Source organism: Klebsiella sp. KPN54798 (assembly GCF_021184225.1).
Classification (GTDB): domain Bacteria; phylum Pseudomonadota; class Gammaproteobacteria; order Enterobacterales; family Enterobacteriaceae; genus Klebsiella; species Klebsiella pneumoniae.
Window position 1 is genome coordinate 3,554,992 of the sequence record NZ_CP089234.1, and the last position, 26,299, is coordinate 3,581,290.

A 26,299-nucleotide genomic window follows, 5' to 3' on the forward strand; every position below is an offset into this window, starting at 1 on the left:
CGTTTGGGAATAATAAGAGTCAGATAACGCCCATCGTTCTGTCACTCCCCTTTACGTTTGCGCCTGTCACGCGGCATGGCCGTGTGTGTCCCGGGCAATGCGCCAAAACTACTTCGGCGATTCATACCCGTCATATTTCCGTAGCCGCTGCGCTGACTATGCGCCTTGCGGCAAGGTGAATGATTCAGGGTAGATACGTAAAACTTTACTTACATGATGAACTTCGGCATTATCTTGCCGGTTCAAAACTACGGTAGTGATACCCCAGAGGACTAGATGGCCAAAGAAGACAATATTGAAATGCAGGGCACCGTACTTGAAACGTTGCCTAACACTATGTTCCGCGTAGAACTGGAAAACGGTCACGTGGTAACCGCGCATATCTCCGGTAAAATGCGTAAAAACTACATCCGCATTCTGACGGGCGACAAAGTGACTGTTGAGCTGACCCCGTACGACCTGAGCAAAGGCCGCATTGTCTTCCGTAGTCGCTGATTGTTTTCGCCCTTAAGGCGTCAGATGCTGAAGGCCGGGATAATTCCCGGTCTTTTCATTTCTGCCGTCAGCAAAAAAAAACCGGCCCCTGGCCGGTTTTTTTACATTGAAGATATCGCCTTAGTGGGCCGCTTCCGGTTTGTGCTTCGGAGCGCTCTGGAAGTCGTAAGTCAGCGTATTTTTGTCGCTGTCCAGAGAGACAGTGACCTGACCACCGTCGACCAGCGAGCCAAACAGCAGTTCGTTCGCCAGCGGTTTTTTCAGGTTGTCCTGAATGACGCGTCCCATTGGACGTGCCCCCATCGCCCGATCGTAGCCTTTCGTCGCCAGCCAGTCGCGCGCTTCCTGACTCACTTCCAGGGAGACGCCTTTCTGGTCCAGCTGGACCTGCAGCTCGACGATAAACTTGTCGACAACCTGATGGATCACCGTGGTAGACAAATGATCGAACCAGATGATGTTGTCGAGGCGGTTACGGAACTCCGGCGTAAAGATCTTTTTGATCTCATCCATCGCATCCGGACTGTTGTCCTGCTGAATAAGGCCAATCGATTTACGCTCGGTTTCCCGCACCCCGGCGTTGGTGGTCATCACCAGCACCACGTTGCGGAAGTCCGCTTTACGGCCGTTATTATCGGTCAGCGTCCCGTTATCCATCACCTGCAGCAGCAGGTTGAACACGTCCGGATGCGCTTTTTCGATCTCATCAAGCAGCAATACCGCGTGCGGATGTTTAATCACCGCATCGGTCAGCAGCCCGCCCTGATCGAAGCCGACGTAGCCCGGAGGCGCCCCGATCAAACGGCTGACGGTATGACGTTCCATATATTCGGACATGTCAAAGCGCAGCAGCTCAATCCCTAACGCCTTCGCCAGCTGGACGGTCACTTCGGTTTTCCCGACCCCGGTCGGCCCGGCGAACAGGAACGATCCCACCGGCTTGTGCTCATGGCCCAGCCCGGCGCGCGCCATTTTAATAGCCTCGGTCAGCGCCTCGATGGCTTTATCCTGTCCAAAGACCAGCATTTTCAGACGGTCGCCCAGGTTTTTCAGCGTGTCGCGATCGCTGCGGGAGACGCTCTTCTCAGGGATCCGCGCAATGCGCGCCACCACTGATTCGATATCCGCCACGTTAACCGTTTTCTTACGCTTGCTGACCGGCATTAAGCGCGCCCGCTTCGTCAATGACGTCAATCGCCTTATCCGGCAGATGACGATCGTTAATGTATTTCACCGCCAGTTCAACCGCCGCACGCACCGCTTTGGCGGTATAACGCACATCATGGTGCGCTTCGTACTTCGGCTTCAGGCCGTTGATAATCTGGACCGTCTCTTCCACCGACGGTTCGGTAATATCGATCTTCTGGAAACGGCGGGCCAGCGCACGATCTTTTTCAAAGATGTTGCTGAACTCCTGGTAAGTGGTGGAGCCGATCACCCGGATCTTGCCGCTGGAAAGCAGCGGTTTGATCAGGTTAGCCGCATCGACCTGGCCGCCAGACGCCGCCCCCGCACCGATAATGGTGTGGATTTCATCAATAAACAGGATGCTGTTGGTATCCTGCTCCAGCTGTTTGAGCAACGCTTTGAAGCGTTTTTCAAAATCGCCACGATATTTGGTCCCTGCCAGCAAAGAGCCAATGTCGAGCGAGTAGATAGTGCAGTCGGCCATCACTTCCGGCACATCGCCCTGCACAATACGCCAGGCAAGGCCTTCGGCGATCGCGGTTTTACCGACGCCGGATTCCCCCACCAGCAGCGGGTTATTTTTCCGCCGACGGCACAGGACCTGAATCGCGCGCTCCAGCTCTTTTTCACGGCCGATCAGAGGATCAATGCCGCCGACGCGAGCAAGCTGATTGAGGTTGGTGGTGAAGTTTTCCATACGTTCCTCCCCGCCGGCTTGCTCTTCATTGCCAGGCTGGCTTCCGCTGTTATCGGAAGACTGGCTCGGCTCGTCTTTGCGTGTACCATGAGAAATGAAGTTCACCACATCAAGACGGCTCACTTCATGTTTACGCAGCAGGTAGGCGGCCTGCGACTCCTGCTCGCTGAAAATCGCCACCAGCACGTTGGCGCCGGTCACTTCGCTGCGGCCAGAAGATTGTACGTGGAAGACGGCGCGCTGCAGCACACGCTGGAAGCTTAGCGTCGGCTGGGTGTCGCGCTCTTCTTCCGTGGCTGGCAGAACGGGTGTGGTTTGTTCGATGAAGGCTTCAAGTTCCTGACGCAATGCCACCAGGTCCACTGAACACGCTTCCAGGGCCTCACGGGCCGAGGGGTTGCTTAGCAGAGCCAGCAGCAAGTGCTCGACGGTCATAAACTCATGACGGTGCTCGCGCGCTCTGGCGAAAGCCATATTTAAACTGAGTTCCAGTTCTTGATTGAGCATAGGCACCTCCCCCAATTTTCATGCCTGTATTCAGGCTTTTTCCAGCGTACACAGCAATGGATGCTCGTTCTCCCTCGCGTACTGATTCACCATAGCGACTTTGGTCTCCGCCACTTCCGCGGTAAACACGCCACAAATCGCCTTACCTTCATAGTGAACCGTGAGCATCAGTTGCGTTGCACGTTCAACATCATAAGAAAAGAATTTTTGTAACACGTCAATAACAAACTCCATCGGAGTGTAGTCATCATTGACCAATATCACTTTATACATAGATGGCGGTTTAATCGCATCACGAACTTCGTCGTCAACCAGGTGCTCGAAGTCCAGCCAATCTCTCTTACTCATCGTCAGTGTTCATCATCGGTTGCTGTTGCCAACAGGCGGAGGCCTGTCGATGACCAGAGGTTATGCTCATCACAAATCTACAATAGATCATAGATAACTATCATCTATCGCTTCTATCCGCGACGGCTGTCACATTCCCCGGCAATAGCGTTAACTGCTTCAAATTTTGACGCATTTTTCGCCGTTCCCCCTCCTCAATCGCTTGACGCGTTTTCGTATTTCTCTAAATTGTAGTGGCGAGAGTTGGCGAGCAATTGAACAACTCGTCACTCCACCACCGGTTCATTCCATCTTACTAATAAAGATTTACGAAGGATGTCGAAGTATGGAAATGGGTACTGTTAAGTGGTTCAACAATGCCAAAGGGTTCGGTTTTATCTGCCCTGAGGGCGGCGGCGAAGACATTTTCGCCCATTACTCCACCATCCAGATGGATGGTTACAGAACGCTAAAAGCCGGACAAGCCGTTCGGTTTGATGTTCACCAGGGGCCAAAAGGCAACCACGCCAGCGTGATCGTCCCTGTGGAAGCGGAAACGGCTGCATAACTCTTTTGCTTCATTGTGTACATCCTGCTAATAAAATGCCAGTCCTTCTGACTGGCATTTTTATTTCTCGCCCCGCCTATTCTCGCGCCAGGGCATCCACCGGATCGAGCCGCGCCGCGTTGCGCGCAGGCAGCCAACCAAACAGCACCCCGGTCAGCGTCGAACAGAGAAACGCCGTCAGCAGCGCCAGCGGAGAAAAACCAATCTCCCAGCCGGGGAGAAACAGCTGTAAAATAAAGGCGATCATCAGCGACAATGCTACGCCCAGCGCGCCACCGACCAGGCAAACCAGCACCGCTTCAATGAGAAACTGCTGCAGCACATCGCTGGCCCGGGCGCCAACCGCCATGCGGATGCCGATCTCCCGGGTTCGTTCGGTCACCGACACCAGCATAATATTCATTACGCCAATCCCGCCGACCACCAGGGCAATCACCGCCACCAATGTCAGGAACAGCTGTAAGGTATGTATGGTCCTTTCGGCGGTTTTCAAGACGCTGTCCATATTCCAGGTGAATACATCTTTTTTACCATGCCGCAGCTCCAGCAGACGCAGCAGCTGTTTCTCTGCGGTTTCACTGTCGTAGCCTTCATGAACGCGCACAGTGATGGAGTTCAGCCACGACTGGCCCATTACTCTTCCCGCCATGGTGGTGTAGGGCAACCAGACGCGGAGAATTTTGCTGCTGCCGAACATCGACTGCTTTTCATCCGCAACGCCAATCACCGTGGCCGGCATATTGCCCACCAGAATCACCTCTCCCACCACTTTCGCTTTATTGGGAAACAGCTGCCGACGGGTATTGCTGTCGAGCACTACCACCTGTGCCCGACTGTTGAGCTGCAGTTCATTGAAGGTATTACCTTCGCTAAAGGTCATGCCGTAGACATTAAAATACTGCGGACCGACCCCCTCCGCGCTGGCGGCAACGTCAATATTGTTGGCGCGCAGGCGCAGGCTTTTTGAAACCGCCGGCGTGGCGGAGCGCACCCACGGCTGCTTCTGGATCGCCAGCAAATCGTCATACTTCAGCGCCTGCTGATAGCGCGGGTCGTCGTCGCCAAAATCCTTACCAGGATACACATCAATGGTATTGGTGCCGATGGCGCGAATATCCGCCAGCACCATCTGCTTGGCGGCATCCCCCACCACCACGATCGACACCACCGAGGCAATACCGATAATAATCCCGAGCATGGTCAGCAGGGTACGCATTTTATTCGCCGCCATCGCTCGCCAGGCCATCACCAGCGCTTCGCGAAAGCCGCTGGTAAACTGACGCCACGCCGAAGGCTCCGCCTGCGGACGGGCGCGCAGTCCGCCGCCCTGGCGGCTGGCGGGCGGGTTGCGGACGATCTCGCCATCGCGGATCTCGACGATCCGCTCCGCTTGAGCGGCGACCTGCGGATCGTGGGTCACAATGATGACCGTGTGCCCCTGCGCTTTTAGCTGGTGCAGGATCGCCATTACCTCTTCGCCGGAATGGCTGTCCAGCGCGCCGGTCGGTTCATCAGCGAGGATCACCTCCCCGCCATTCATCAGGGCGCGGGCGATACTGACCCGCTGCTGCTGACCGCCGGACAACTGTGACGGTTGATAGTCGGCGCGCTCGCCCAGCCCCAGCCGCACCAGCAGCTCATGAGCGCGCGCCAGGCGCGCGCGCCGTTCACTGCCGGCATACACCGCCGGCACTTCGACATTCTGCGCGGCGGTCAGATGGGACAGCAAATGGTAGCGTTGAAAGATAAAGCCAAAGTGTTCCCGCCGCAGACGGGCCAGCGCATCGCCATCCAGCTGCGCGATATCGGTTCCCGCCACCCGATAGGTGCCGCTGGTGGGTTTGTCGAGGCAGCCAAGGATATTCATCAGCGTCGATTTTCCCGAGCCGGAGGCCCCGACGATCGCCACCATCTCACCCGCATGGATGCTGAGGGTGATCCCCTTCAGGACCTCAACGCTGCCGTCGCCGGAAGGATAGCTGCGACGTATATCTCGCAGCTCAAGCAGCGCCGTCATTTTGCCGCCCCGCTCGCGCTCTCGCCGACGATCACTTCGTCGCCCTCTTCCAGACCTTGCACCACTGCGACGTCGGTATCATTGCGGGCGCCAATGATAACCTCACGCTCTTTGACCTCACCGGTGCGCAACAGTCGAACGTGGTAGCGGTTATCGCCTACCGCGTCGCCCAGGGCGCTCAGCGGGATAGTAATCACGTTCTTCACCTCAGCCAGCTGAATGTGCACCTGCGCGGTCATGTCGAGGCGCAGGATCCCCTGCGGGTTCGGTACCTCGAAGCGGGCATAATAGAAGATGGCGTCATTCACTTTTTCCGGCGTCGGCAGAATGTCTTTCAGTTTACCTTCATAACGGGTAAGCGGGTCGCCCAGCACGGTAAACCACGCTTTTTGCCCCGGTCTGAGGTGGATGACATCTGCTTCAGAGACCTGCGCTTTAACCAGCATGGTGCTGAGATCCGCCAGCGTCAGAATGTTAGGCGCCTGCTGGGCGGCGATCACTGTCTGTCCCTGCAGGGTGGTAATTTGCGTCACTTCGCCGGCCATCGGCGCCAGGATCCGCGTGTAATCGAGGTTGGTCTTCGCCGTATCGAGCGTCGCCTGGTTACGCTTTATTTGCGCTTCAATAGTGCCGATCTGCGCCTGTTTCACCGCCAAATCGGTGGCCGCGGTATCAAGGTCCTGCCGCGAGACCAGCTGGCGCTGCGCCAGCTGCTGCTGACGGGCCAGAGTCACTTGCGCCAGTTTGCTCTCCGCGCGCGCCTGATTGAGCTGGGCGCGCAGCTCCATGAGCGTCGCTTCCACCTCTTTAATCTGGTTTTGCGCCTGCTCCGGATCGATAACCCCCAGCAACTGATCCTTTTTAACCTTATCGCCAATATTGACGTGCAGCGTTTTCAGCTGTCCGCTGACCTGGGCGCCGACGTCAACTTTTCGCAGGGCATCCAGTTTGCCGGTGGCCAGCACGCTCTGCTGGAGATCCCCTTTGCGAACTACCAGCGTCTGGTAGTTCGGCAGCGGCGCATTGAGGATCCGCCATCCCCAGATAGCCAGCCCCAGCACAACGATCGCCAACAGCCACCAGACGGTCCTGCGTTTTCCCTTCACTTTCATATTCCGATTCCTGCTGTTTCCCTGCCGCTCCAGGCGGTGATTCTATCGAAACCCGTTGGCAACAGGACACCCATTTTTCTCGTCAATGACGTTTTGTTTAGCTGCCGGAGAGCTTTGTGCCGCCGTAAATGACGACGGCGGTGAGATTAATCGGCACGACCGCGGGCTAACCACAGCACCCGTGAGAACATTTTCTTCAGCAGCGTCGGCACAGCGTCCACGCCACGGCGGCCGGCCTCCATCGCCACCTCAATCGCCAGGTCCGGCTTGGATGAGCGATGGATGGCTTTGGTGATCACCCGCCGCATATTCATCGGGACATTATCCGGGATCTGCGCCACCCGATGATAAACGTCATCAAATCCCTGACGATACATAAAGTGTTCCATATCCAGCGCCGGCAGACTGGTCAGATGGTCGCGCTCCAGCTCGCGATCGTTATTAAGCAGACCTCGTACCGTCGCGGCATATTTTTTCCCCGCCTCATCGCCGTCCACCAGCACGTGCCACTGGATCCCCATCCGGCGGGCAAATTTGATCAATGGCTTCAGGCCGGACTGGGCGAACTCGATCACCTTAACCCCTTCAGCATCAAAATGATGACCGCACTGCCGGGCCAGTTCGTTGATAACCCAGGTTTCCGTCTCTCCCTCCACCAGCAGCCAGCAGCGGGCGAAGAGCGATGAGGCGCGATTGAAGCGAATGTGAAAAGCAATACGCCGGCTCTCTTCGGCATTCATTCCGCCCGGCCCCAACCGCCACGCCGATACCCGCGTCGACTCACGCACCAGCCGGCAGACCTGCTCTACCGGCGTCAGGGACAGCAGCTCTCCGGAGTTGGTGGTGGTCACACGCTGCAGCGGCAACAAATTCAGCAGGTGCCAGGCGACGGAAAGCATGATCGGATGCAGACGGGTCTCGGGATCTTCAATCAACAGCAGCGGTCGCGCGTCGCGATCGAGGCGCACCGTCCCTTTCGCCTGCAGGAGGGTGGCAAACAGCCCCAGCAGGATCACCCGATGGCTGCGCCCGCCGGGCTTGTCGATCATCCGGTTGATAATATCCAGATAACGCCAACTGCGCTGTTCATCATGGGAGCGCCGCCGCATCAGGCGATGCCGCGTCTGAGCGCTGCTTTGCTCGGCAAAGTAATGCTCAAGCAGTTGCACCATGGCCGATAGCCCCTGACGGATCTGACCGTCCGATAAATTTTGCGGATGGCTGACCAGTTCGCGGGAGAGAAAATCCAGCTGACGGGCGGTGATCTCTATCTGCGGCGAGTGCGGTACCGTCCCGTTATGGATGCGGCGCATAAAGCGCGCATCGCGCAGGCGCAGCACCGGCATCAAACGCACCAGGTGTCGGGCCAGCTCATCAATCTCCTCCAGCACCAACGCTTCGCCTTCACCATCGATAAAGCTCCGCAGGGTCATCACGCTGTCATCTTCGGCGAGCTCGCCCTCCAGGCGATAGAACACCCGGTGATACCCGTCATCGCAAGGCACCCAGCAGCGCTGAAGCGGACGGAAACGCCGGACCCGATGGCGGCCTGGCTCCGTTTCGCGGAAGGTCAGGATAATATGCAAATGGTGTTCGCGCCCCTGGATGTCGCCCGGGGGAAACCAGAAATCATCGCGAACAAAGTGATAAAGATCGAACTCCGGCGACAAAAGCAGGGTCAGCGCATCAAGCAGACTGGACTTCCCCCACGCGTTCTCCCCGATCAGGACGTTATTTTGCTCCAGCATCAACGACAAACGATTGATACCGCGAAAACCGACGATTTCTACGCGCTCAAGAAGCATATCCCCTCCGCTACACCACCACTCTCCTTCAGTAATCAACAGTATAGCGAGGGCGGAGGCAAGATGACACTCTGCTTAATCGCATCCGTGGCTCATATTCAGCGGATTAAATATATTCATAAAATTACTCACTTATCGCCTATTACCGGCCGTTGATTATTCATCAAACAAAATAGTTTTATTTCAGGCGTTATGATCTACACTATTGATAATCTTCCATGGATAAAGGAAAGGCTAAACTGGCAAAAGGAATCCACTCACCTTGCCCTAAATCAAATAATATCAATATATTTAACTGGCTCCGGGATGGCGATTATCTCTAGAATAACGCCGCTTTATTTTTATCGTCATCCCTTATCACGATAAATAAAGACCGGCACGGTCCGCTCGTGCGCGTAAACAATTTAATTGAGGTGGTTATGTTCAGAAAATTAGCAGCCGAATGCTTCGGCACCTTCTGGCTTGTATTTGGCGGCTGCGGTAGCGCCGTGCTCGCCGCGGCTTTCCCCGAGCTGGGTATTGGTTTTGCCGGCGTCGCGCTGGCATTTGGCTTAACGGTATTAACCATGGCGTTTGCGGTCGGCCATATTTCCGGGGGGCATTTCAACCCGGCGGTCACCTTAGGCCTGTGGGCCGGCGGCCGTTTTCCGGCAAAAGAGGTCATTGGCTATATTATCGCTCAGGTGGTCGGCGGAATTATTGCCGCGGCGGTGCTGTACGTGGTTGCCAGCGGTAAAGCCGGCTTTGATGCCGCCGCCAGCGGCTTCGCCTCCAACGGCTATGGCGAACACTCCCCGGGCGGCTTCTCCATGCTGTCGGCTATCGTCATTGAAATTGTCCTGACCTGCGGCTTCCTGCTGGTTATTCATGGCGCGACCGATAAACATGCGCCGGCGGGCTTTGCCCCCATCGCCATCGGCCTGGCGCTGACCCTCATCCATTTGATCAGCATTCCAGTCACCAACACCTCGGTCAACCCGGCGCGCAGCACCGCGGTGGCAATTTTCCAGGGCGGCTGGGCGCTGCAGCAGCTGTGGCTGTTCTGGGTCATGCCAATCGTCGGCGGGATCCTCGGCGGCGTGCTGTATCGCACCCTGCTGGAAAAACGCGATTAACGCTTTTCAAAGCCCGGGTCTCCGGGCTTTTTCTTTCTGGCGACAGCTTTACTCGGCCCGGTGATTTGGGTAGTGTCATGGGCGCTATTCTCATCATGCAAGGGCTGCATCGTTCATGTTTTCGGGACTCTTTATTATTCTGTTGCCGCTGGTCGTCGGCTATTTACTGCCTCTTCGTCACTCCTCCGCGCTAAAGCTGATAAACCGCATGCTCAGCTGGATTGTCTATGTAATCCTTTTTTTTATGGGTATCAGCCTGGCGTTCCTCGACAATCTGGCCAGCAACCTGCTGGCAATATTGCATTACGCCGCGGTGAGCGTGGTTATCATTTTACTGTGTAATATCGCCGCCCTGCTGTGGCTGGAAAGTAAAATGCCATGGCGCAGTCAGCATCGTCAGGAGAAATTACCCTCGCGCCTGGCCATGGCCCTGGAATCGCTGCAGCTGTGCGGTGTGGTCGTGCTCGGTTTTCTGCTCGGTCTGACCAGACTGCCTTTTTTACAGCACGCGACAGAAGCCAGCGAATATACGTTGATTTTTCTCCTGTTCCTCGTTGGTATCCAATTACGCAATAATGGAATGAGTCTGCGACAAATAGTCCTTAACCGCCGGGGAATGATCGTCGCCGTGGTGGTTACGGCCAGTTCATTACTCGGCGGGATACTTAACGCCTTTATTCTCGGTCTGCCGTTAAAGACCGGTCTGGCAATGGCCAGCGGTTTCGGCTGGTATTCGCTCTCCGGTATTTTACTCACCGAATCCTTTGGCCCGGTCATCGGTAGCGCGGCGTTCTTTAACGATCTCTGTCGCGAGCTGCTGGCCATCATGTTAATTCCAGGCCTTATTCGCCGCAGCCGCTCCACGGCGCTGGGGCTGTGCGGCGCCACCTCGATGGACTTCACCTTACCGGTACTGCAGCGTTCCGGCGGCGTCGAAATCGTCCCTGCCGCCATCGTGCACGGTTTTCTGCTTAGTTTGCTGGTCCCGATCCTGATCGCCTTTTTTACCGCCTGAGCACCCGTTGGCGGCAGCCCTCCTGCCGCCAAATTTGCGCTAAATCAATCTCCCTTTAAGTTGTCTTAGAAATACCTTTTCACCCGTTGCCGCGCGGCATAACCTTAAACATGTATATCAAATATAACTTTAAAGGTGTGACCATGTTTTGTGTGCAATGTGAACAAACCATTCGTACCCCAGCCGGCAACGGCTGCTCTTACGCGCAGGGGATGTGCGGTAAAACAGCGGAAACCTCGGACCTGCAGGATCTGCTGATTGCGTCACTGCAAGGCCTGTCCGCCTGGGCGCTTAAAGCGCGCGAATATGGCATTATCGATCATCAGGTCGACAGCTTTGCCCCTCGCGCCTTCTTCTCCACCCTGACTAACGTTAACTTCGATTCCCCGCGCATAGTCGGCTACGCCCGCCAGGCAATTGCCCTGCGTGAGGCGCTGAAAGCGCAATGCCTGGCGATCGATGCCAGCGCCGCGGTCGACAGCCCGGTCGCCGACCTGCAGCTGGTCAGCGACGATCTGGGCGACCTGCAGCGTCAGGCGGCGGACTATACCCCGAATAAAGATAAAGCCGCCATCGGCGAAAATATTCTCGGTCTGCGCCTGCTGTGCCTGTACGGTCTGAAGGGTGCGGCGGCCTATATGGAGCACGCCCACGTGCTCGGCCAGTACGACAACGCTATCTATGCCCAGTACCATAAAATCATGGCATGGCTGGGCACCTGGCCTGCGGATATGAATGCGCTGCTCGAATGTTCGATGGAAATCGGCCAGATGAACTTCAAAGTGATGAGCATCCTCGACGCCGGTGAAACGACCAAATACGGCCATCCGACGCCGACTCAGGTCAACGTTAAAGCCACCGAAGGGAAGTGCATCCTGATCTCCGGCCACGATCTGAAGGATCTGTATAACCTGCTGGAGCAGACGGAAGGCACCGGCGTCAACGTCTATACTCATGGCGAAATGCTGCCGGCTCACGGCTATCCGGAGCTGCGTAAATTCAAACATCTGATTGGCAACTACGGCAGCGGCTGGCAAAACCAGCAGGTGGAGTTCGCCCGCTTCCCGGGCCCCATCGTGATGACCTCTAACTGCATCATCGACCCGACCGTCGGCGCCTACGACGACCGCATCTGGACTCGCAGCATCGTCGGCTGGCCGGGTGTGAACCATCTGGAAGGTGAAGACTTCTCCCCGGTCATTGCCCAGGCGCAGCAGATGGCGGGCTTCCCATACAGCGAAATCCCGCATCTGATCACCGTCGGCTTTGGCCGTCAGACCCTGCTTGGCGCGGCGGATACGCTGATCGATCTGGTCAGTCGTGAAAAACTGCGCCATATCTTCCTCGTCGGCGGCTGCGACGGCGCCCGCGGGGAGCGTAACTACTTCACCGATTTCGCCACCAGCGTGCCGGATGACTGCCTGATCCTGACCCTGGCCTGTGGCAAATACCGCTTCAACAAACTGGACTTTGGCGATATCGAAGGGCTGCCGCGCCTGGTCGACGCCGGGCAGTGTAATGACGCTTACTCGGCGATTATTCTGGCGGTCACGCTGGCGGAGAAACTGGGCTGTGGCGTCAACGATCTGCCACTGTCGCTGGTGCTCTCCTGGTTCGAACAGAAAGCGATCGTCATCCTGCTGACGCTGCTGTCGCTGGGTGTGAAAAACATCGTCACCGGTCCGACGGCGCCTGGTTTCTTCACCCCGGATCTGCTGGCGGTCCTCAATGAGAAGTTTGGTCTGCGTTCCGTGACCACCGTGGAACAAGATATGCAGCAGCTGCTGAGCGCTTAAGGAGTCCCTGATGACTATGCCAACCTCCCAGTGCCCGTGGCGGATGCAGGTTCACCACATTCACCAGGAAACCCCGGACGTGTGGACCCTTTCGCTGCTGTGCCACGATTACTATCCGTACCGCGCTGGCCAGTACGCTCTGGTTAGCGTGCGTAACTCGGCGGAAACGCTGCGCGCCTATACCCTCTCCTCGACGCCGGGGGTCAGCGAATACATTACGCTGACCGTTCGCCGTATTGACGAGGGTACGGGTTCGCAGTGGTTGACCCGCGAGGTCAAACGCGGCGATTACCTTTGGCTGTCCGATGCGATGGGCGAGTTTACCTGCGACGATAAAGCGGAAGATAAATTCCTGCTGCTGGCCGCCGGTTGCGGCGTGACACCGATCATGGCGATGCGCCGCTGGCTGGCTAAGCATCGACCGCAGGCCGACGTACAGGTGATTTATAACGTGCGTTCGCCGGAAGATGTAATCTTTGCCGAAGAGTGGCGCAACTACCCGGTCACCCTGGTAGCGGAGCACAACGCGACGCACGGTTTTGTCGCCGGCCGTCTGACCCGGGAGCTGCTGCAGAGCGTGCCGGATTTAGCCAGCCGCACCGTGATGACCTGCGGCCCGGCGCCTTATATGGAGAAGGTCGAGCAGGATGTTGCCGCCCTGGGCGTCACCCGCTTCTTTAAGGAAAAATTCTTCACCCCGGTGGCTGAGGCCGCCACCAGCGGGCTGAAATTTACTAAACTGCAGCCGGCGCGCGAGTTTTACGCGCCGGTGGGCACTACGCTGCTCGACGCGCTGGAGAGCAATAAAGTGCCGGTGACCGTCGCCTGCCGCGCCGGCGTCTGCGGCTGCTGCAAAACCAAAGTGGTTTCCGGGAAGTACAGCGTCACCAGCACCATGACGCTGACCGACGCCGAAATCGCCGACGGCTATGTGCTGGCCTGCTCCTGTCATCCGCAGAGCGATCTGGTTCTCGCCTGAGGTCAAAATCCCCGGTGGCGCTACCGCTTACCGGGGCTACAGCGCTGTGCGATTTGGTAGCCCGGAGAAGGCGCAATGCGCCGCCTCCGGGAAAATCCCTGGCGACAATAAACAAACGCTCAGGCGACATGAGATAAACGCTTTCCCGGACTGAAAAAATTGCAAATCGCCAACAGTATCGACTTTACGCCCCAGGACGAATGAGGCATTTTTACCGCCAGGCCGACTGACCGGCCAGCGAATAACGCCCCGCGCCGAGTAGCGCAATCGCCAGTGCGCCAACAAAGAAATAGACCAGATTCTCAATGGCCCACGCTCCCACCGCATCAAGCGCAAACGTCTTATCTAAGCCGACCATCAGCCACGCCACCACCATGGTGAACGCCAGCACCAACGCCGCCGGGCGGGTCAGGACGCCGAGAATTAACAAGCAGGGAGCGACCACTTCCCCCACCAGCACACCGTAGGCGATAAACCCGGGCAATCCCTGCGCCGCCAGCATCCCGCTAATGCCATCCACACCATCTATCAGCTTATGGATTCCATGGAAAAGCATTAAGCCGCCGACGGCAAGTCGTAACAAGAGTTTACCGACGTCATCATGCGACAGCCTGTGATTTACTGTGTTTAACAATCCTTTAACCATTTGATGTGCATCCTGTTTTGCATCCTGTGTACTTCCAGAGTATGCGCAGCCGGAGAGGAATAAAACCAGCAAAAAATCAGGGGTAATCGGTTACATTGCGGTCAGTTTCATCTAAGCTTGAAGGCGTTATCAAAAAAAGGAGATGGAGATCATGAAGCAGACCGTGGCGGCATACATTGCCAAAACGCTGGAACAGGCCGGCGTGAAACGTATCTGGGGCGTCACCGGAGATTCCCTCAATGGATTGAGCGATAGCCTTAACCGCATGGGCACCATCGACTGGATGCCCACCCGGCACGAAGAGGTCGCCGCTTTCGCCGCTGGCGCGGAAGCGCAGCTGACCGGCGAGCTGGCGGTCTGCGCCGGCTCCTGCGGACCGGGCAACCTGCATCTGATTAACGGTTTGTTTGACTGTCATCGCAACCATGTCCCGGTGCTGGCCATCGCCGCCCACATCCCATCCAGCGAAATCGGCAGCGGCTATTTTCAGGAAACCCATCCTCAGGAGCTGTTCCGCGAGTGCAGCCATTACTGCGAACTGGTCTCCACGCCGGAACAGATCCCGCAGGTGCTGGCAGTGGCGATGCGTAAGGCAGTGATTAACCGCGGCGTCTCGGTGGTGGTGCTACCCGGCGATGTGGCACTGAAGGCCGCCCCGGAAAGCGCCAGCAGCCACTGGTATCATGCGCCGCTGCCGACGGTCACCCCGGCGGAAGAAGAGCTGCGCAAGCTGGCGCAGCTTATTCGCTACTCCAGCAATATCGCGCTCATGTGCGGCAGCGGTTGCGCCGGCGCCCACCAGGAACTGGTGGAGTTCGCAGCCAAAATTAAAGCCCCCATCGTCCACGCCCTGCGCGGCAAAGAGCACGTGGAGTACGACAACCCGTACGATGTGGGCATGACCGGGCTGATTGGCTTCTCCTCTGGCTTCCACACCATGATGAACGCCGATACCCTGATCCTGCTGGGCACCCAGTTCCCCTATCGCGCCTTCTACCCAACCGACGCGAAAATTATCCAGATCGACATCAACCCCGGCAGCATCGGCGCACACAGTAAGGTCGACATGGCGCTGGTGGGCGATATTAAATCGACGCTGAAGGCGCTGCTGCCGCTGCTGGAAGAGAAAACCGATCGCCACTTCCTCGATAAGGCGCTGGAGCACTATCGCGACGCGCGAAAAGGGCTCGACGATCTGGCTAAACCCAGCGATAAAGCCATTCACCCGCAATATCTGGCGCAGCAGATCAGTCATTTTGCCGATGAAGATGCCATTTTCACCTGCGATGTCGGTACCCCGACCGTCTGGGCGGCACGCTATCTCAAAATGAATGGTAAACGCCGCCTGCTGGGCTCGTTCAACCACGGCTCAATGGCCAACGCCATGCCGCAGGCTATCGGCGCCAAGGCCACTGCGCCGGAGCGGCAGGTAGTGGCCATGTGCGGCGACGGCGGGTTCAGCATGCTGATGGGCGATTTTCTGTCGCTGGCGCAGATGAAGCTGCCGGTGAAGATTGTCATCTTTAACAACAGCGTGCTGGGCTTCGTGGCGATGGAAATGAAGGCCGGGGGCTATCTCACCGACGGTACGGAGCTCCACGATACCAACTTCGCCCGCATCGCCGAGGCCTGCGGTATCAAAGGTATACGCGTTGAAAAAGCCTCCGAGGTGGATGACGCGCTGCAGACCGCCTTCCGCACCGACGGTCCGGTGCTGGTCGACGTCGTCGTCGCCAAAGAGGAACTGGCGATCCCGCCGCAGATCAAGCTGGAGCAGGCCAAAGGCTTTAGCCTGTATATGCTGCGGGCGATCATCAGCGGGCGCGGCGATGAGGTCATCGAACTGGCGAAAACCAACTGGCTCAGGTAAAACAGAAGCAATACGTTGAACCAGACCAAGGAAAAGCCGTGATCGATTTACGCAGTGATACCGTTACCCGTCCCGGGCGCGCCATGCTGGAGGCCATGATGGCCGCCCCGGTCGGGGACGATGTGTATGGCGACGACCCTACCGTCAATGAACTGCAGCGCTATGCCGCCGACCTGGCCGGCAAAGAAGCGGCGCTATTTCTACCCACCGGCACCCAGGCCAACCTCGTTGGCCTGCTCAGCCATTGCCAGCGCGGCGAAGAGTATATCGTCGGCCAGGGGGCGCATAACTATCTGTACGAAGCCGGCGGCGCGGCGGTCCTCGGCAGTATTCAGCCGCAGCCGATCGACGCCGCGGCGGATGGTTCGCTGCCTCTGGATAAAGTGGCAGCGAAAATCAAACCCGACGATATCCATTTTGCCCCCACCCGCCTGCTGAGCCTGGAAAACACCCATAACGGTAAGGTGCTGCCGCGCGACTATCTGCAGGAAGCCTGGGCGTTTACCCGCCAGCGCAATCTGGCGCTGCACATCGACGGCGCACGCATCTTTAACGCCGTGGTGGCCTACGGCTGCGAGTTACGCGATATCGCCCAATACTGCGACTCCTTCACCATCTGCCTGTCAAAGGGGCTTGGCGCTCCGGTAGGCTCGCTGCTGCTCGGCAGCGAGGCGTACATTCGCCGCGCCGTCCGCTGGCGGAAAATGGTCGGCGGCGGGATGCGCCAGGCGGGCATCCTGGCCGCCGCCGGGCTGTACGCGCTGAAAAATAACGTGCAGCGCCTGCAGGAGGATCATGACAACGCCGCGTGGATGGCAGAGCAGCTGCGCGCTATCGGCGCCGACGTCACCCGTCACGATACCAACATGCTGTTCGTTCGCGTCGGCGAAGAGCAGGCCCCGGCGCTCGGCAAGTTTATGCAGGCGCAGGGGGTATTGATTAACGCCTCGCCTGTTGTCCGTCTGGTCACTCACCTGGATGTCAACCGTCAGCAGCTGAGCGAGGTGGTCGCCCACTGGCAGGCTTTTTTACAACGCTAAGGAGTCAGGCGTGTCGCAATCAGTTCTGGTGCTCGGCGCCAGCGGTTATATTGGCCAGCATTTGGTGCGCGCATTAAGCGCGCGGGGCTATCCGGTGCTGGCGGCGGCACGCCATATCGACCGATTGCAAAAACTCGCGTTGCCCGGCGTTACCTGCCGGTCAGTCGATCTCAATCAGCCGCAGGACCTGCCTGCGCTACTCACCGGTATCGATACCCTTTATTATCTGGTCCACGGCATGGGCGAAGGCGGTGATTTTATCGCCCATGAGCGGCGGGTGGCGACGTATGTGCGCGATGCCCTGCGTCAGTCATCAGTGCGCCAGGTGATATTTCTCAGTTCGCTGCAGGCCCCGGCGCAGGAGCAGTCCGACCATCTGCGCGCTCGTCAGATTACCGGCGATCTCCTGCGTGAGTCGGGCGTGCCGGTGACCGAGCTGCGGGCCGGGATTATCGTCGGCGCCGGCTCCGCCGCCTTCGAGGTGATGCGCGACATGGTTTATAACCTGCCGGTGCTAACCCCTCCGCGCTGGGTACGTTCGCGTACTACCCCTGTCGCGCTGGAAAACCTGCTCGTTGACCTGGTTGAGCTGCTGAATCATCCCTCCGATGCGCACCGCGTCTTCGAAGCCGCCGGTCCGGAGGTGTTAAGCTATCAGCAGCAGTTCATTCGCTTTATGGCCGTCAGCGGTAAACATCGCCCGCTCATTCCCATTCCCCTGCCGACGCGCTGGATCTCGGTGTGGTTCCTCAATGTCATCACCTCGGTGCCGCCGACCATCGCCAAGGCGCTGATTCAGGGGCTGAAGCACGATCTAATCGCTGACGATCGGGCGCTGCGGGCGCTGATCCCGCAAACGCTGATCCCCTTCGATCAGGCGGTTCGCCGCACGCTGAAAGAAGAAGAGCAGTTAGTAAACTCCAGCGACTGGGGCTACGACGCTCAGGCTTTCGCCCGCTGGCGACCGGAGTACGGCTACTATCCGAAGCAGGCAGGTTGCACCGTCGCCACTCAGGCAAGCCGCCAGGCCCTGTGGCAGGTCGTTAACCAAATCGGCGGTGAAGAGGGGTATTTTTTCGGCAATCTGCTGTGGAAAACCCGCGGCGCGATGGATCTGCTGGTCGGCCACCGGCTGGCCAAAGGGCGGCCGCAGCGCGCTTATCTGCAAACCGGCGATACGGTCGACAGCTGGAAGGTAATTATCGTGGAGGAAGAAAAACAGCTCACCCTGCTATTCGGTATGAAAGCGCCCGGGCTGGGCCGATTAAGCTTTACCATTAACGATAAAGGCGATCGTCGTGAACTGGACGTGCGCGCCTGGTGGCACCCGCACGGTATGCCAGGCCTGATCTACTGGCTGCTGATGATCCCGGCGCACCTGTTTATTTTCCGCGGTATGGCGCAACGCATCGCCCGGCTGGCCGAACAAATCTCAGGCAGAGTCGAAGGATAAGCGTTATTCTTTCATGATTCTCATTGCATAGTCGGGAGAATCACGGAAAAATGCGCACGAAATTCTTTTCTGGGACAGTAGAGTGATATGAAGGTACTGGTTACCGGTGCGACCAGCGGATTAGGCCGCAACGCAGTGGAATATCTGCGCAACAAGGGCATCAGCGTGCGAGCGACCGGGCGCAACGAAGCGATGGGCAAGCTTCTGAGCAAAATGGGGGCGGAATTCATCCCGGCAGATTTAACCGAGCTGGTCTCTTCGCAGGCTAAAGTGATGCTCGCCGGTATCGATACCCTATGGCACTGCTCCAGCTTTACCTCGCCATGGGGCACTCAGCAGGCTTTCGATCTCGCTAACGTCCGCGCCACCCGTCGTCTGGGCGAATGGTCAGTGGCATGGGGAGTGCGCAATTTCGTCCATATCTCTTCGCCATCGCTCTATTTTGATTATCACCATCATCGTGATATCCAGGAAGATTTCCGTCCACACCGCTTCGCCAACGAGTTTGCCCGCAGCAAGGCGGCCAGCGAGGAGGTGATCAACCTGCTGGCGCAGGCTAACCCGCATACCCGTTTTACCATTCTGCGGCCGCAGAGCCTGTTTGGGCCGCACGACAAAGTCTTTATCCCCCGGCTGGCGCAAATGATGCAGCATTATGGCAGCGTCCTGCTCCCGCGCGGCGGCAGCGCGCTGGTCGACATGACCTATTATGAAAACGCCGTACATGCGATGTGGCTGGCGAGCCAGCCGGCCTGCGATCATCTTCCCTCCGCCCGCGCGTGGAATATCAGCAACGGCGAACCGCGCACCTTGCGGAGCATCGTGCAGAAATTGATCGACGAGCTCGGTATCAAATGCCGGATCCGCTCAGTTCCCTATCCGATGCTGGATATTATCGCCCGCAGCATGGAGCGCTTTGGCGATAAAACCGCCAAAGAACCCGCGTTTACCCACTACGGCGTCTCCAAGCTTAACTTTGATTTTACGCTCGATATCACCCGCGCGCAGGACGAGCTGGGCTATCAGCCGGTGGTGACGCTTGACGACGGCATCGTGCGCACCGCCGCCTGGCTTCGCGACCACGGTAAACTACACCGCTAACCCTGGCCATATTTTTCTAACAGCGCCTCGGCTATCGCTTCGGTTTGCGCATCCGCTACCCCATCCCAGCGCTGCGGACGAAAGTGCATCTGGAAGGCGATAATCACCCGCTTCTTCTGCGCGGGGGTCATCTCCGGCGTCACCTGATAGCCATAGCGCGAGAGCAAATCCAGTACGATTTCGGGGTCCACTGGCTCGCTGGCCGGCCGCCCGTTGAGATAAAAGGCCACCCGCTGCTCGTCAGGCCAGGCGCCGATCCCCTGCTGCGCCAGCTGTTGCCAGGGGAATAACGGCCCCGGATCGTCTTTGCGCTGCGGGGCGATATCCGCATGGGCGACCACATTCTGCGGCGCGATGTGGTAGCGGGCGATGATATCGCGCGCCAGCGGGATCAGAGCCGCAATCTGTTCCGGATGAAAGGGGGTAAAACTTTTGACGCCCACCGTCTTCTGCCAGCCGCGGTTCTCCAGCTCAATGCCAATGGAGGTATCGTTAATGCGCGTACTGCCGCGCCAGTAGCTTACCCCGGCGTGCCAGGCTAAATCCTCTTCCGGCACCAGCTGCCAGATCCGCGGTTTATGCTGATAACGCGGGGGCTGTTCAGGAATTAAATAGTGGGAGCTGACCTCTTTATCGGTCAACGTGGCCAGCGAGACATCAAAATTGTCAGCCGTATAGTGGATCACTAACACCTTTATTCGCGGATAGGCAGCCTGCGCCGGATGACGGGTGTCCAGCTGGTATCCGTCGCGATCGATAATGCCCTTTTCCCCAGCGCAGCCGGTCAGCAGCAGCGCCAGCAGCACGATCCGCATCATCCGTTTCATCCCTTCTCCCTTGCCCGGCAGCGTCTCCGGGTTAATAAGACCATTGATTACGTCCATTATTTTTCGCCTGATACAGCGCACTGTCCGCCCGGGCGATCAGCGTCTCTATCGGGACCGTGCCATCGGAGGCGACGATCCCGATACTCACGGTGACCTCCGACGCCACCGCCGAAGCGGCGTGCGGTAGGCCTGCCTCGCGGATCTTCTGCTGAATGCGCTCGGCAATAGCGGTGGCATGCGCTAAGGACACCCCGGGCAACACGACGACAAACTCTTCGCCGCCGTAGCGAGCCACCAGATCGCCCTCCGCCCGGACCGCCATTTTAAGCACCTGCGCGACAGAAGATAAGCACTCATCACCAGCCTGATGGCCATAGCGATCGTTATAGCGCTTAAAATAATCGACATCGATCATCATCAGCGCCAGCGGCGTTTTTTGCTGCCAGATCGCCGCCAGGTAAGCATTGAGCGCCCGACGGTTAGCGGTTCCGGTTAAGGCATCCTGGTTGGCGATACTTTCCAGCCGCTGAATAAGCTGCATATTCTCCTGGTGGGTATCCCAGGCTTCGTCATACCAGCGCTGCAAAATACGTCGGCCATACAGCAAAATCGCGGTAAAAATGGCCCAGAGGATCAAAAAGCGGATCTCGGTGTGATAGTGGAGCTGTATTCCCGCCAGCAAGGCGGTCACCCATAGCGGCAGCATAAAAGCGGTAATGCCGGGCCAATGGTGATACAGCGCGGTGAGGCCGGTAGTCATTAATATCACCAGCAGCGGCCAGGCAAAGGGCAAGGTCCAGAAAAAAATAAAACAATAATTACTCAGGGACCAGCACAGACTGAGCGCCAGCAGCAGCCCGGTGATGATATTCAACGTATATCGTCCCTGCGCCAGTCGCGGCGTGAGGGCAATAATCACTAAAATGGCCGAAATGATAATAACCGCAATCAACGCCGCTTCGATATAAGGAATAACCGCCCGGTGCGTCAGTAGCCTCTTATCAAAATAGGTAAAGATAAAATTGCGGAAGAAAATCATTAACGCAAAAGCGATATTGACAAAGGCCAGCCAGGGCATACTCATGGACAGCGCATGGCGCTGGACATTATCTCTGGTGGCCCACAACGCGGCTCGCTGCTGCCGGGCGCGCTCTCGCTTATTTGTTAACATCTTATCTCCCTGGTGACCTGCATGACCATGGGCGCAGCCCCTGCTTTTCTATATGATAAACCATGTTACCGGGAATGTCTGTCAGCGCCCTATCCCCTCAGCTCCGGCCTCTCAGGGTGATTTTCAGCTAACGACTGAAGAAATTAGCCTGGTCCGCTCCCGATGGGTAACCGGCTCAAAAAACAAGCATCAGCACTGCGAAATACGTCATCTTTTCGCTAAAAAGTGTTAACTAACCGTCATTAAATTGCAGCATTTTGCTTACAAAAAGCAATGTGAGTTCAATCTGAAATCATTCATTGGTGAATGCAAACAAGAGCATGATGATAGCAAGATAAACAATAGGGGCTAAGAATATTAAATATGCAGCTTTAGTGGCAGGTACAGCATTGTTTTAAGCGGCCAATGCCGTCTCCGCAGAAATTTTAACAAAACAGATTTTGATAAAGTCCATACGCAATATACCAAAATCGGCGCCATTTCCTCTACTGGTCAAACCGCATCCAACGATGCCCGTGAAGAGCTGATTAAAAAAACAAATGAACAAGGGGGGCGTCATTGTCCCCTCCTCCGGTAATACGGATAAAAAAATGCACGTCGCCACTCGCATCTATAAGAAGAAATAATTACCCTTATCTTTCAAGAGCCATTTCCCTATTTTACGGTGTAATATTTCTTGTTCACGGGAAAATTAAGTTTATTTTTATACTGCCCTGCCTTTTAGCGCCTGACGGAATTCTGTCATCCCCGTGCCGATTTCCCGCCCTAAGGCTGTAGCCACATCAAGGTCTTAGCTCTTTGCGTCAAGTACAATCCGCACGCTATACGCTATGCTTTAACGGAAACTGAAAACGTAGTTCGCTTATAAGGAAATCATCATGCGCTACAAACTTTTTGCTGTACTTCTCCCTTGCGCGCTGGCGCTCAGCGCCTGTACGACCGTCACCCCGGCCTATAAAGATAATGGCACCCGCAGCGGCCCCTGCGTCGAAGGCGGCCCTGACGACGTAGCGCAAAAATTCTACGACACCCAGATCCAGAATCGTACTCAGGATCCGGCGGCGCTGCGCCCCTATCTGAGCGACGGCCTGGCGCAGTTACTCAATGACGCCCGCCAGGATCCCGCCAACAGCAAATTACTGCAGGCTAATCCGTTCTCCAGCAGCAGCACCCCGGCAGACAGCGCCGTGGTCGCCAGCGCCTCCACCATCCCGAACCGCGATGCGCGCAATATTCCGCTGCGCGTCGATCTGAAACAGGGCACCCAGAGCTGGAAAGATGAAGTGCTGATGATCCAGGAAGGCCAGTGCTGGGCCGTCGATGACGTTCGCTATCTCGGCAACAACAGCCATGCGCCAGCCGGGACGCTGCGACAGAGTCTGGAGAAACGCTGATTCCGGAGTTGAAGCGACGCCGCTGAAACGATAACCCCGGTAAAATGTCGGTATTCGCCCCAGGAATGCCGACATTTGCGCCCCCCTCACCCACCAGGCCATATTTTGTGCTAACTTTAAAGCTAAACGTGGTTTAGATTTAACTTTTAACGCATAAATATTGCATAACTATTCTGCCAAAGGTAGTATTTGCGGCCTCAATAGCTATTCGTATCAGACTGCCCAGATGAGTATTAAACTAAACGGCATTAATTGCTTCTACGGCGCACACCAGGCGCTGTTCGACATCACGCTGGATTGCCCGCAGGGGGAAACGCTGGTGCTGCTCGGCCCCAGCGGTGCCGGGAAGAGCTCGCTGCTGCGCGTACTCAACCTGCTGGAGATGCCGCGGTCCGGTTCGTTATCCATCGCCGGCAACCAATTCGACTTCACCAGAGCGCCGTCCGATAAAGCGATTCGCGAGCTGCGTCAGAACGTCGGCATGGTCTTTCAGCAATACAACCTGTGGCCGCACCTGACGGTACAGCAGAACCTGATCGAGGCCCCCTGTCGCGTACTGGGGTTAAGCAAGGATCAGGCGCTGGCTCGCGCAGAGAAGCTGCTGGAGCGCCTGCGTCTGAAGCCGTACAGCGATCGTTACCCGCTGCATTTATCCGGCGGCCAACAACAGCGGGTGGCTATCGCCCGCGCGCTGATGATGGAGCCGCAGGTTCTGCTGTTCGATGAGCCTACCGCGGCGCTCGACCCGGAAATCACTGCCCAGATCGTCAGCATCATCCGCGAGCTGGCTGAAACCGGCATTACCCAGGTTATCGTCACCCACGAAGTTGAAGTGGCGCGCAAGACGGCCAGCCGGGTGGTGTATATGGAAAATGGCCATATCGTCGAGCAAGGGGATGCCTCCTGCTTCACGCATCCGCAAACTGACGCGTTTAAAAACTATCTTTCACATTGATGTTTTTCGGGGAAATGACGATGAAAAAAGTACTGATTGCCGCCCTGCTCGCAGGCATGAGCCTCTCCGCTTCCGCCGCGCAGACCATTCGTTTCGCCACCGAGGCCTCTTACCCTCCGTTTGAGCTGGTGGACGCCAACAACCAGATCGTCGGTTTCGATGTCGATCTGGCGAACGCGTTGTGTAAAGAGATCGACGCCACCTGTACCTTCACCAATCAGGCCTTTGACAGCCTGATCCCGGGACTGAAATTCCGCCGTTTCGACGCGGTCATGGCCGGGATGGACATCACGCCGGAGCGTGAAAAGCAGGTGCTGTTCTCTACCCCGTATTATGACAACTCGGCGCTGTTCGTCGGCCAGCAGGGTAAGTTCACCAGCATTGACCAGCTGAAGGGCAAAAAAGTGGGCGTGCAGAACGGCACCACCCACCAGAAATTCATCACCGATAAACATCCGGAAATCACTACCGTGCCTTACGACAGCTACCAGAATGCGAAGCTGGACCTGCAGAACGGTCGTATCGACGCGGTCTTTGGTGACACCGCCGTGGTGACCGAATGGCTGAAGAGCAATCCGAAGCTGGCGGCCGTGGGCGATAAAGTGACCGACAAAGCCTATTTCGGCACCGGGCTGGGCATTGCCGTACGTCAGGGCAACACCGACCTGCAGCAGAAATTTAACGCTGCGCTGGAAAAAGTGAAGAAAGACGGCACTTACCAGACCATCTATAACAAATGGTTCCAGAAGTAAGACTGAATGAACGAAATTTTTCCATTAGCAAGCGCCGCCGGGATGACCGTCGGCCTTGCCGTTTGCGCGCTCGTCATCGGCCTGGTCCTGGCGATGCTCTTTGCGGTACTGGAGTCAGTGAAATGGCGCCCGGTAGCCTGGCTTGCAACCGGCATAGTGACCATCCTGCGCGGGCTACCGGAAATTCTGGTGGTGCTGTTTATCTATTTCGGCTCTTCCCAGCTGCTGCTGACGCTCTCTGACGGTTTCACCATCCCGCTCGGGTTCACGCAGATCCCGGTGCAGATGCAGATTGAGAACTTTGACGTCAGCCCGTTCCTCTGCGGGGCGATCGCCCTGTCGCTGCTGTATGCCGCTTACGCCTCGCAAACGCTGCGCGGCGCGCTGAAAGCGGTTCCGCAGGGCCAGTGGGAGTCCGGCCAGGCGCTGGGGCTGTCGAAAGCGGCCATATTCTTCCGTCTGGTGATGCCGCAGATGTGGCGCCATGCCCTGCCCGGCCTCGGTAACCAGTGGCTGGTGCTGCTGAAGGACACCGCGCTGGTGAGCCTGATCAGCGTCAACGATCTGATGCTGCAGACCAAAAGCATCGCCACCCGCACTCAGGAACCCTTTAACTGGTATATCATTGCGGCGGCAATCTATCTCGTCATCACCCTGTTGAGTCAATACATCCTTAAGCGGATTGACCAGCGTGCGACGCGCTTCGAACGGAGACCAGGCTGATGCTCGACTATTTACCCGAACTGCTGAAAGGACTGCATACCAGCCTGACGCTGACCGTGGCGTCGATTATCGTGGCGCTGATCCTGTCGCTGATCCTCACCATTATCCTGACCCTGAAGACGCCGGGGCTGGTATGGATAGTGCGCGGCTATATCACCTTGTTTACCGGTACGCCGCTGCTGGTGCAGATATTCCTGATCTACTACGGCCCGGGACAGTTCCCTTCGCTGCAGGAGTATCCGTGGCTGTGGCATCTTATCTCCGAGCCGTGGCTGTGCGCCCTGATCGCTCTGTCGCTCAACAGCGCCGCCTACACCACTCAGCTGTTTTATGGCGCCATCCGGGCGATCCCCGACGGGCAATGGCAGTCCTGTAGCGCGCTGGGAATGAGTAAAAAGGATACCCTAGCGATCCTGCTGCCGTACGCCTTTAAGCGTGCGCTATCGTCCTATTCCAACGAAGTGGTGCTGGTTTTCAAGAGTACCTCTCTGGCCTACACCATCACGCTGATGGAAGTGATGGGCCACGGCCAGCTGCTGTATGGACGCACCTACGACGTGATGGTGTTCGGCGCCGCCGGGATTATCTATCTCATCGTTAATGGACTGCTGACGCTGCTGATGCGCCTGGTGGAACGCAAAGCGCTGGCCTTCGAGCGACGTAGCTAGCACCTGAGCATATTGCATAAAAAGCAAACAGCAAGGCGGACAAGTCAAACACCTGTCCGTCTTTTTTTATGACGATAG

At 57.1% G+C, this 26,299-nt stretch carries 22 protein-coding genes and 1 pseudogene; 15 read left to right on the plus strand and 8 right to left on the minus strand.

Going from position 1 to position 26,299, the window contains the following annotated elements:
* Positions 1 to 276: 276 nt before the first annotated feature.
* The gene (gene infA, locus LPQ25_RS17175; protein WP_001040187.1) at positions 277 to 495 is read left to right on the plus strand and encodes a translation initiation factor IF-1; all 219 of its coding nucleotides are present in this window, start codon (positions 277 to 279) and stop codon (positions 493 to 495) included.
* A gap of 120 nt (positions 496 to 615) precedes the next feature.
* On the opposite strand, the pseudogene clpA reads toward infA, so the two are convergent.
* Both clpA and clpS read right to left on the minus strand, forming a co-directional pair.
* Positions 616 to 2,887 (minus strand): annotated as a pseudogene (gene clpA, locus LPQ25_RS17180) (ATP-dependent Clp protease ATP-binding subunit ClpA).
* Positions 2,888 to 2,917: 30 nt separating this feature from the next.
* Positions 2,918 to 3,235, minus strand: coding sequence for an ATP-dependent Clp protease adapter ClpS (gene clpS, locus LPQ25_RS17185; RefSeq protein ID WP_002896520.1), 318 nt, complete (start codon positions 3,233 to 3,235; stop codon positions 2,918 to 2,920).
* A 325-nt stretch (positions 3,236 to 3,560) separates the two neighbouring features.
* Here clpS and cspD point away from each other — a divergent pair, with 325 nt between their 5' ends.
* Positions 3,561 to 3,782, plus strand: a complete 222-nt coding sequence (gene cspD / locus LPQ25_RS17190) for a cold shock-like protein CspD (RefSeq protein WP_002896516.1) — start codon at positions 3,561 to 3,563, stop codon at positions 3,780 to 3,782.
* A gap of 76 nt (positions 3,783 to 3,858) precedes the next feature.
* On the opposite strand, the gene macB is transcribed toward cspD, so the two are convergent.
* The 3 genes from macB to LPQ25_RS17205 form a co-directional block, all read right to left on the minus strand.
* Positions 3,859 to 5,799, minus strand: a complete 1,941-nt coding sequence (gene macB / locus LPQ25_RS17195) for a macrolide ABC transporter ATP-binding protein/permease MacB (RefSeq protein WP_234599481.1) — start codon at positions 5,797 to 5,799, stop codon at positions 3,859 to 3,861.
* Positions 5,796 to 6,911 carry a macrolide transporter subunit MacA gene (gene macA / locus LPQ25_RS17200; RefSeq protein WP_002896440.1) on the minus strand — a complete coding sequence of 372 codons (1,116 nt, stop codon included), beginning with the start codon at positions 6,909 to 6,911 and terminating at the stop codon, positions 5,796 to 5,798. Before macA ends, macB begins: the two co-directional genes overlap by 4 nt.
* 146 nt (positions 6,912 to 7,057) lie before the next feature.
* Positions 7,058 to 8,716 (minus strand): ATP-dependent endonuclease, encoded by a 1,659-nt coding sequence (locus LPQ25_RS17205; RefSeq protein ID WP_004176693.1) that lies wholly within the window; start codon positions 8,714 to 8,716, stop codon positions 7,058 to 7,060.
* 419 nt (positions 8,717 to 9,135) lie between these two features.
* On the opposite strand from LPQ25_RS17205, the gene aqpZ reads away from it, so the two are divergent.
* The 4 genes from aqpZ (at position 9,136) to hcr (ending at position 13,621) form a co-directional block, all read left to right on the plus strand.
* Positions 9,136 to 9,831: an aquaporin Z gene (gene aqpZ, locus LPQ25_RS17210; RefSeq protein WP_002896434.1), complete on the plus strand. Its 696-nt coding sequence runs from the start codon at positions 9,136 to 9,138 to the stop codon at positions 9,829 to 9,831.
* A gap of 115 nt (positions 9,832 to 9,946) precedes the next feature.
* Complete coding sequence (locus LPQ25_RS17215; RefSeq protein WP_004147773.1) at positions 9,947 to 10,846, plus strand: LysO family transporter; 900 nt, start codon at positions 9,947 to 9,949, stop codon at positions 10,844 to 10,846.
* Between the two features lie 143 nt (positions 10,847 to 10,989).
* Positions 10,990 to 12,642 carry a hydroxylamine reductase gene (gene hcp / locus LPQ25_RS17220; RefSeq protein WP_004176696.1) on the plus strand — a complete coding sequence of 551 codons (1,653 nt, stop codon included), beginning with the start codon at positions 10,990 to 10,992 and terminating at the stop codon, positions 12,640 to 12,642.
* A 10-nt stretch (positions 12,643 to 12,652) separates the two neighbouring features.
* Positions 12,653 to 13,621: an NADH oxidoreductase gene (gene hcr / locus LPQ25_RS17225; protein WP_004147771.1), complete on the plus strand. Its 969-nt coding sequence runs from the start codon at positions 12,653 to 12,655 to the stop codon at positions 13,619 to 13,621.
* 211 nt (positions 13,622 to 13,832) lie between these two features.
* Here hcr and LPQ25_RS17230 read toward each other — a convergent pair whose 3' ends face one another.
* Positions 13,833 to 14,267, minus strand: coding sequence for a DoxX family protein (locus LPQ25_RS17230; RefSeq protein ID WP_004893208.1), 435 nt, complete (start codon positions 14,265 to 14,267; stop codon positions 13,833 to 13,835).
* A gap of 151 nt (positions 14,268 to 14,418) precedes the next feature.
* Between LPQ25_RS17230 and poxB the strand changes: the two genes are divergently transcribed.
* From poxB to LPQ25_RS17250, 4 genes are all read left to right on the plus strand, one after another.
* Positions 14,419 to 16,137 carry a ubiquinone-dependent pyruvate dehydrogenase gene (poxB, locus tag LPQ25_RS17235; protein ID WP_004183516.1) on the plus strand — a complete coding sequence of 573 codons (1,719 nt, stop codon included), beginning with the start codon at positions 14,419 to 14,421 and terminating at the stop codon, positions 16,135 to 16,137.
* Between the two features lie 38 nt (positions 16,138 to 16,175).
* Complete coding sequence (gene ltaE / locus LPQ25_RS17240; protein WP_012737714.1) at positions 16,176 to 17,177, plus strand: low-specificity L-threonine aldolase; 1,002 nt, start codon at positions 16,176 to 16,178, stop codon at positions 17,175 to 17,177.
* 10 nt (positions 17,178 to 17,187) lie between these two features.
* Positions 17,188 to 18,630 carry an SDR family oxidoreductase gene (locus LPQ25_RS17245; protein ID WP_002896401.1) on the plus strand — a complete coding sequence of 481 codons (1,443 nt, stop codon included), beginning with the start codon at positions 17,188 to 17,190 and terminating at the stop codon, positions 18,628 to 18,630.
* An 87-nt stretch (positions 18,631 to 18,717) separates the two neighbouring features.
* A complete protein-coding gene (locus LPQ25_RS17250) occupies positions 18,718 to 19,731 on the plus strand; it encodes an NAD-dependent epimerase/dehydratase family protein (protein ID WP_002896399.1) in 1,014 nt (337 codons plus the stop codon).
* On the opposite strand, the gene LPQ25_RS17255 is transcribed toward LPQ25_RS17250, so the two are convergent.
* Together LPQ25_RS17255 and LPQ25_RS17260 are read right to left on the minus strand one after the other, a co-directional pair.
* Entirely contained in the window at positions 19,728 to 20,558 is an 831-nt protein-coding gene (locus LPQ25_RS17255) for an N-acetylmuramoyl-L-alanine amidase (protein WP_012737713.1), read from the minus strand. The genes LPQ25_RS17250 and LPQ25_RS17255 overlap by 4 nt on opposite strands.
* Positions 20,559 to 20,589: 31 nt before the next feature.
* Positions 20,590 to 21,729, minus strand: coding sequence for a GGDEF domain-containing protein (locus tag LPQ25_RS17260; RefSeq protein WP_004183512.1), 1,140 nt, complete (start codon positions 21,727 to 21,729; stop codon positions 20,590 to 20,592).
* A gap of 878 nt (positions 21,730 to 22,607) precedes the next feature.
* Here LPQ25_RS17260 and LPQ25_RS17265 point away from each other — a divergent pair.
* The 5 genes from LPQ25_RS17265 (at position 22,608) to artM (ending at position 26,221) form a co-directional block, all read left to right on the plus strand.
* Positions 22,608 to 23,123 (plus strand): lipoprotein, encoded by a 516-nt coding sequence (locus LPQ25_RS17265; protein ID WP_002896394.1) that lies wholly within the window; start codon positions 22,608 to 22,610, stop codon positions 23,121 to 23,123.
* A gap of 226 nt (positions 23,124 to 23,349) precedes the next feature.
* Complete coding sequence (gene artP / locus LPQ25_RS17270) at positions 23,350 to 24,078, plus strand: arginine ABC transporter ATP-binding protein ArtP (RefSeq protein WP_002896392.1); 729 nt, start codon at positions 23,350 to 23,352, stop codon at positions 24,076 to 24,078.
* Positions 24,079 to 24,098: 20 nt separating this feature from the next.
* Entirely contained in the window at positions 24,099 to 24,830 is a 732-nt protein-coding gene (gene artI, locus LPQ25_RS17275; RefSeq protein WP_002896390.1) for an arginine ABC transporter substrate-binding protein ArtI, read from the plus strand.
* Positions 24,831 to 24,836: 6 nt separating this feature from the next.
* Positions 24,837 to 25,553 carry an arginine ABC transporter permease ArtQ gene (artQ, locus tag LPQ25_RS17280; RefSeq protein ID WP_002896386.1) on the plus strand — a complete coding sequence of 239 codons (717 nt, stop codon included), beginning with the start codon at positions 24,837 to 24,839 and terminating at the stop codon, positions 25,551 to 25,553.
* Entirely contained in the window at positions 25,553 to 26,221 is a 669-nt protein-coding gene (artM, locus tag LPQ25_RS17285) for an arginine ABC transporter permease ArtM (protein WP_004191163.1), read from the plus strand. Before artQ ends, artM begins: the two co-directional genes overlap by 1 nt.
* Positions 26,222 to 26,299: the final 78 nt, after the last annotated feature.

What these genes read in the sequence shown, in the direction of transcription:
- macB (WP_234599481.1), bottom strand. Translation starts at nt 5,799, where the DNA reads ATGACGGCGCTGCTTGAGCTGCGAGATATACGTCGCAGCTATCCTTCC.
- LPQ25_RS17215 (WP_004147773.1), top strand. Translation starts at nt 9,947, where the DNA reads ATGTTTTCGGGACTCTTTATTATTCTGTTGCCGCTGGTCGTCGGCTAT.
- poxB (WP_004183516.1), top strand. Translation starts at nt 14,419, where the DNA reads ATGAAGCAGACCGTGGCGGCATACATTGCCAAAACGCTGGAACAGGCC.
- clpS (WP_002896520.1), bottom strand. Translation starts at nt 3,235, where the DNA reads ATGAGTAAGAGAGATTGGCTGGACTTCGAGCACCTGGTTGACGACGAA.
- LPQ25_RS17230 (WP_004893208.1), bottom strand. Translation starts at nt 14,267, where the DNA reads ATGGTTAAAGGATTGTTAAACACAGTAAATCACAGGCTGTCGCATGAT.
- artQ (WP_002896386.1), top strand. Translation starts at nt 24,837, where the DNA reads ATGAACGAAATTTTTCCATTAGCAAGCGCCGCCGGGATGACCGTCGGC.
- hcr (WP_004147771.1), top strand. Translation starts at nt 12,653, where the DNA reads ATGACTATGCCAACCTCCCAGTGCCCGTGGCGGATGCAGGTTCACCAC.
- hcp (WP_004176696.1), top strand. Translation starts at nt 10,990, where the DNA reads ATGTTTTGTGTGCAATGTGAACAAACCATTCGTACCCCAGCCGGCAAC.
- artI (WP_002896390.1), top strand. Translation starts at nt 24,099, where the DNA reads ATGAAAAAAGTACTGATTGCCGCCCTGCTCGCAGGCATGAGCCTCTCC.
- LPQ25_RS17260 (WP_004183512.1), bottom strand. Translation starts at nt 21,729, where the DNA reads ATGTTAACAAATAAGCGAGAGCGCGCCCGGCAGCAGCGAGCCGCGTTG.
- LPQ25_RS17205 (WP_004176693.1), bottom strand. Translation starts at nt 8,716, where the DNA reads ATGCTTCTTGAGCGCGTAGAAATCGTCGGTTTTCGCGGTATCAATCGT.
- LPQ25_RS17255 (WP_012737713.1), bottom strand. Translation starts at nt 20,558, where the DNA reads ATGAAACGGATGATGCGGATCGTGCTGCTGGCGCTGCTGCTGACCGGC.
- LPQ25_RS17250 (WP_002896399.1), top strand. Translation starts at nt 18,718, where the DNA reads ATGAAGGTACTGGTTACCGGTGCGACCAGCGGATTAGGCCGCAACGCA.
- artP (WP_002896392.1), top strand. Translation starts at nt 23,350, where the DNA reads ATGAGTATTAAACTAAACGGCATTAATTGCTTCTACGGCGCACACCAG.
- artM (WP_004191163.1), top strand. Translation starts at nt 25,553, where the DNA reads ATGCTCGACTATTTACCCGAACTGCTGAAAGGACTGCATACCAGCCTG.
- infA (WP_001040187.1), top strand. Translation starts at nt 277, where the DNA reads ATGGCCAAAGAAGACAATATTGAAATGCAGGGCACCGTACTTGAAACG.
- aqpZ (WP_002896434.1), top strand. Translation starts at nt 9,136, where the DNA reads ATGTTCAGAAAATTAGCAGCCGAATGCTTCGGCACCTTCTGGCTTGTA.
- macA (WP_002896440.1), bottom strand. Translation starts at nt 6,911, where the DNA reads ATGAAAGTGAAGGGAAAACGCAGGACCGTCTGGTGGCTGTTGGCGATC.
- LPQ25_RS17265 (WP_002896394.1), top strand. Translation starts at nt 22,608, where the DNA reads ATGCGCTACAAACTTTTTGCTGTACTTCTCCCTTGCGCGCTGGCGCTC.
- cspD (WP_002896516.1), top strand. Translation starts at nt 3,561, where the DNA reads ATGGAAATGGGTACTGTTAAGTGGTTCAACAATGCCAAAGGGTTCGGT.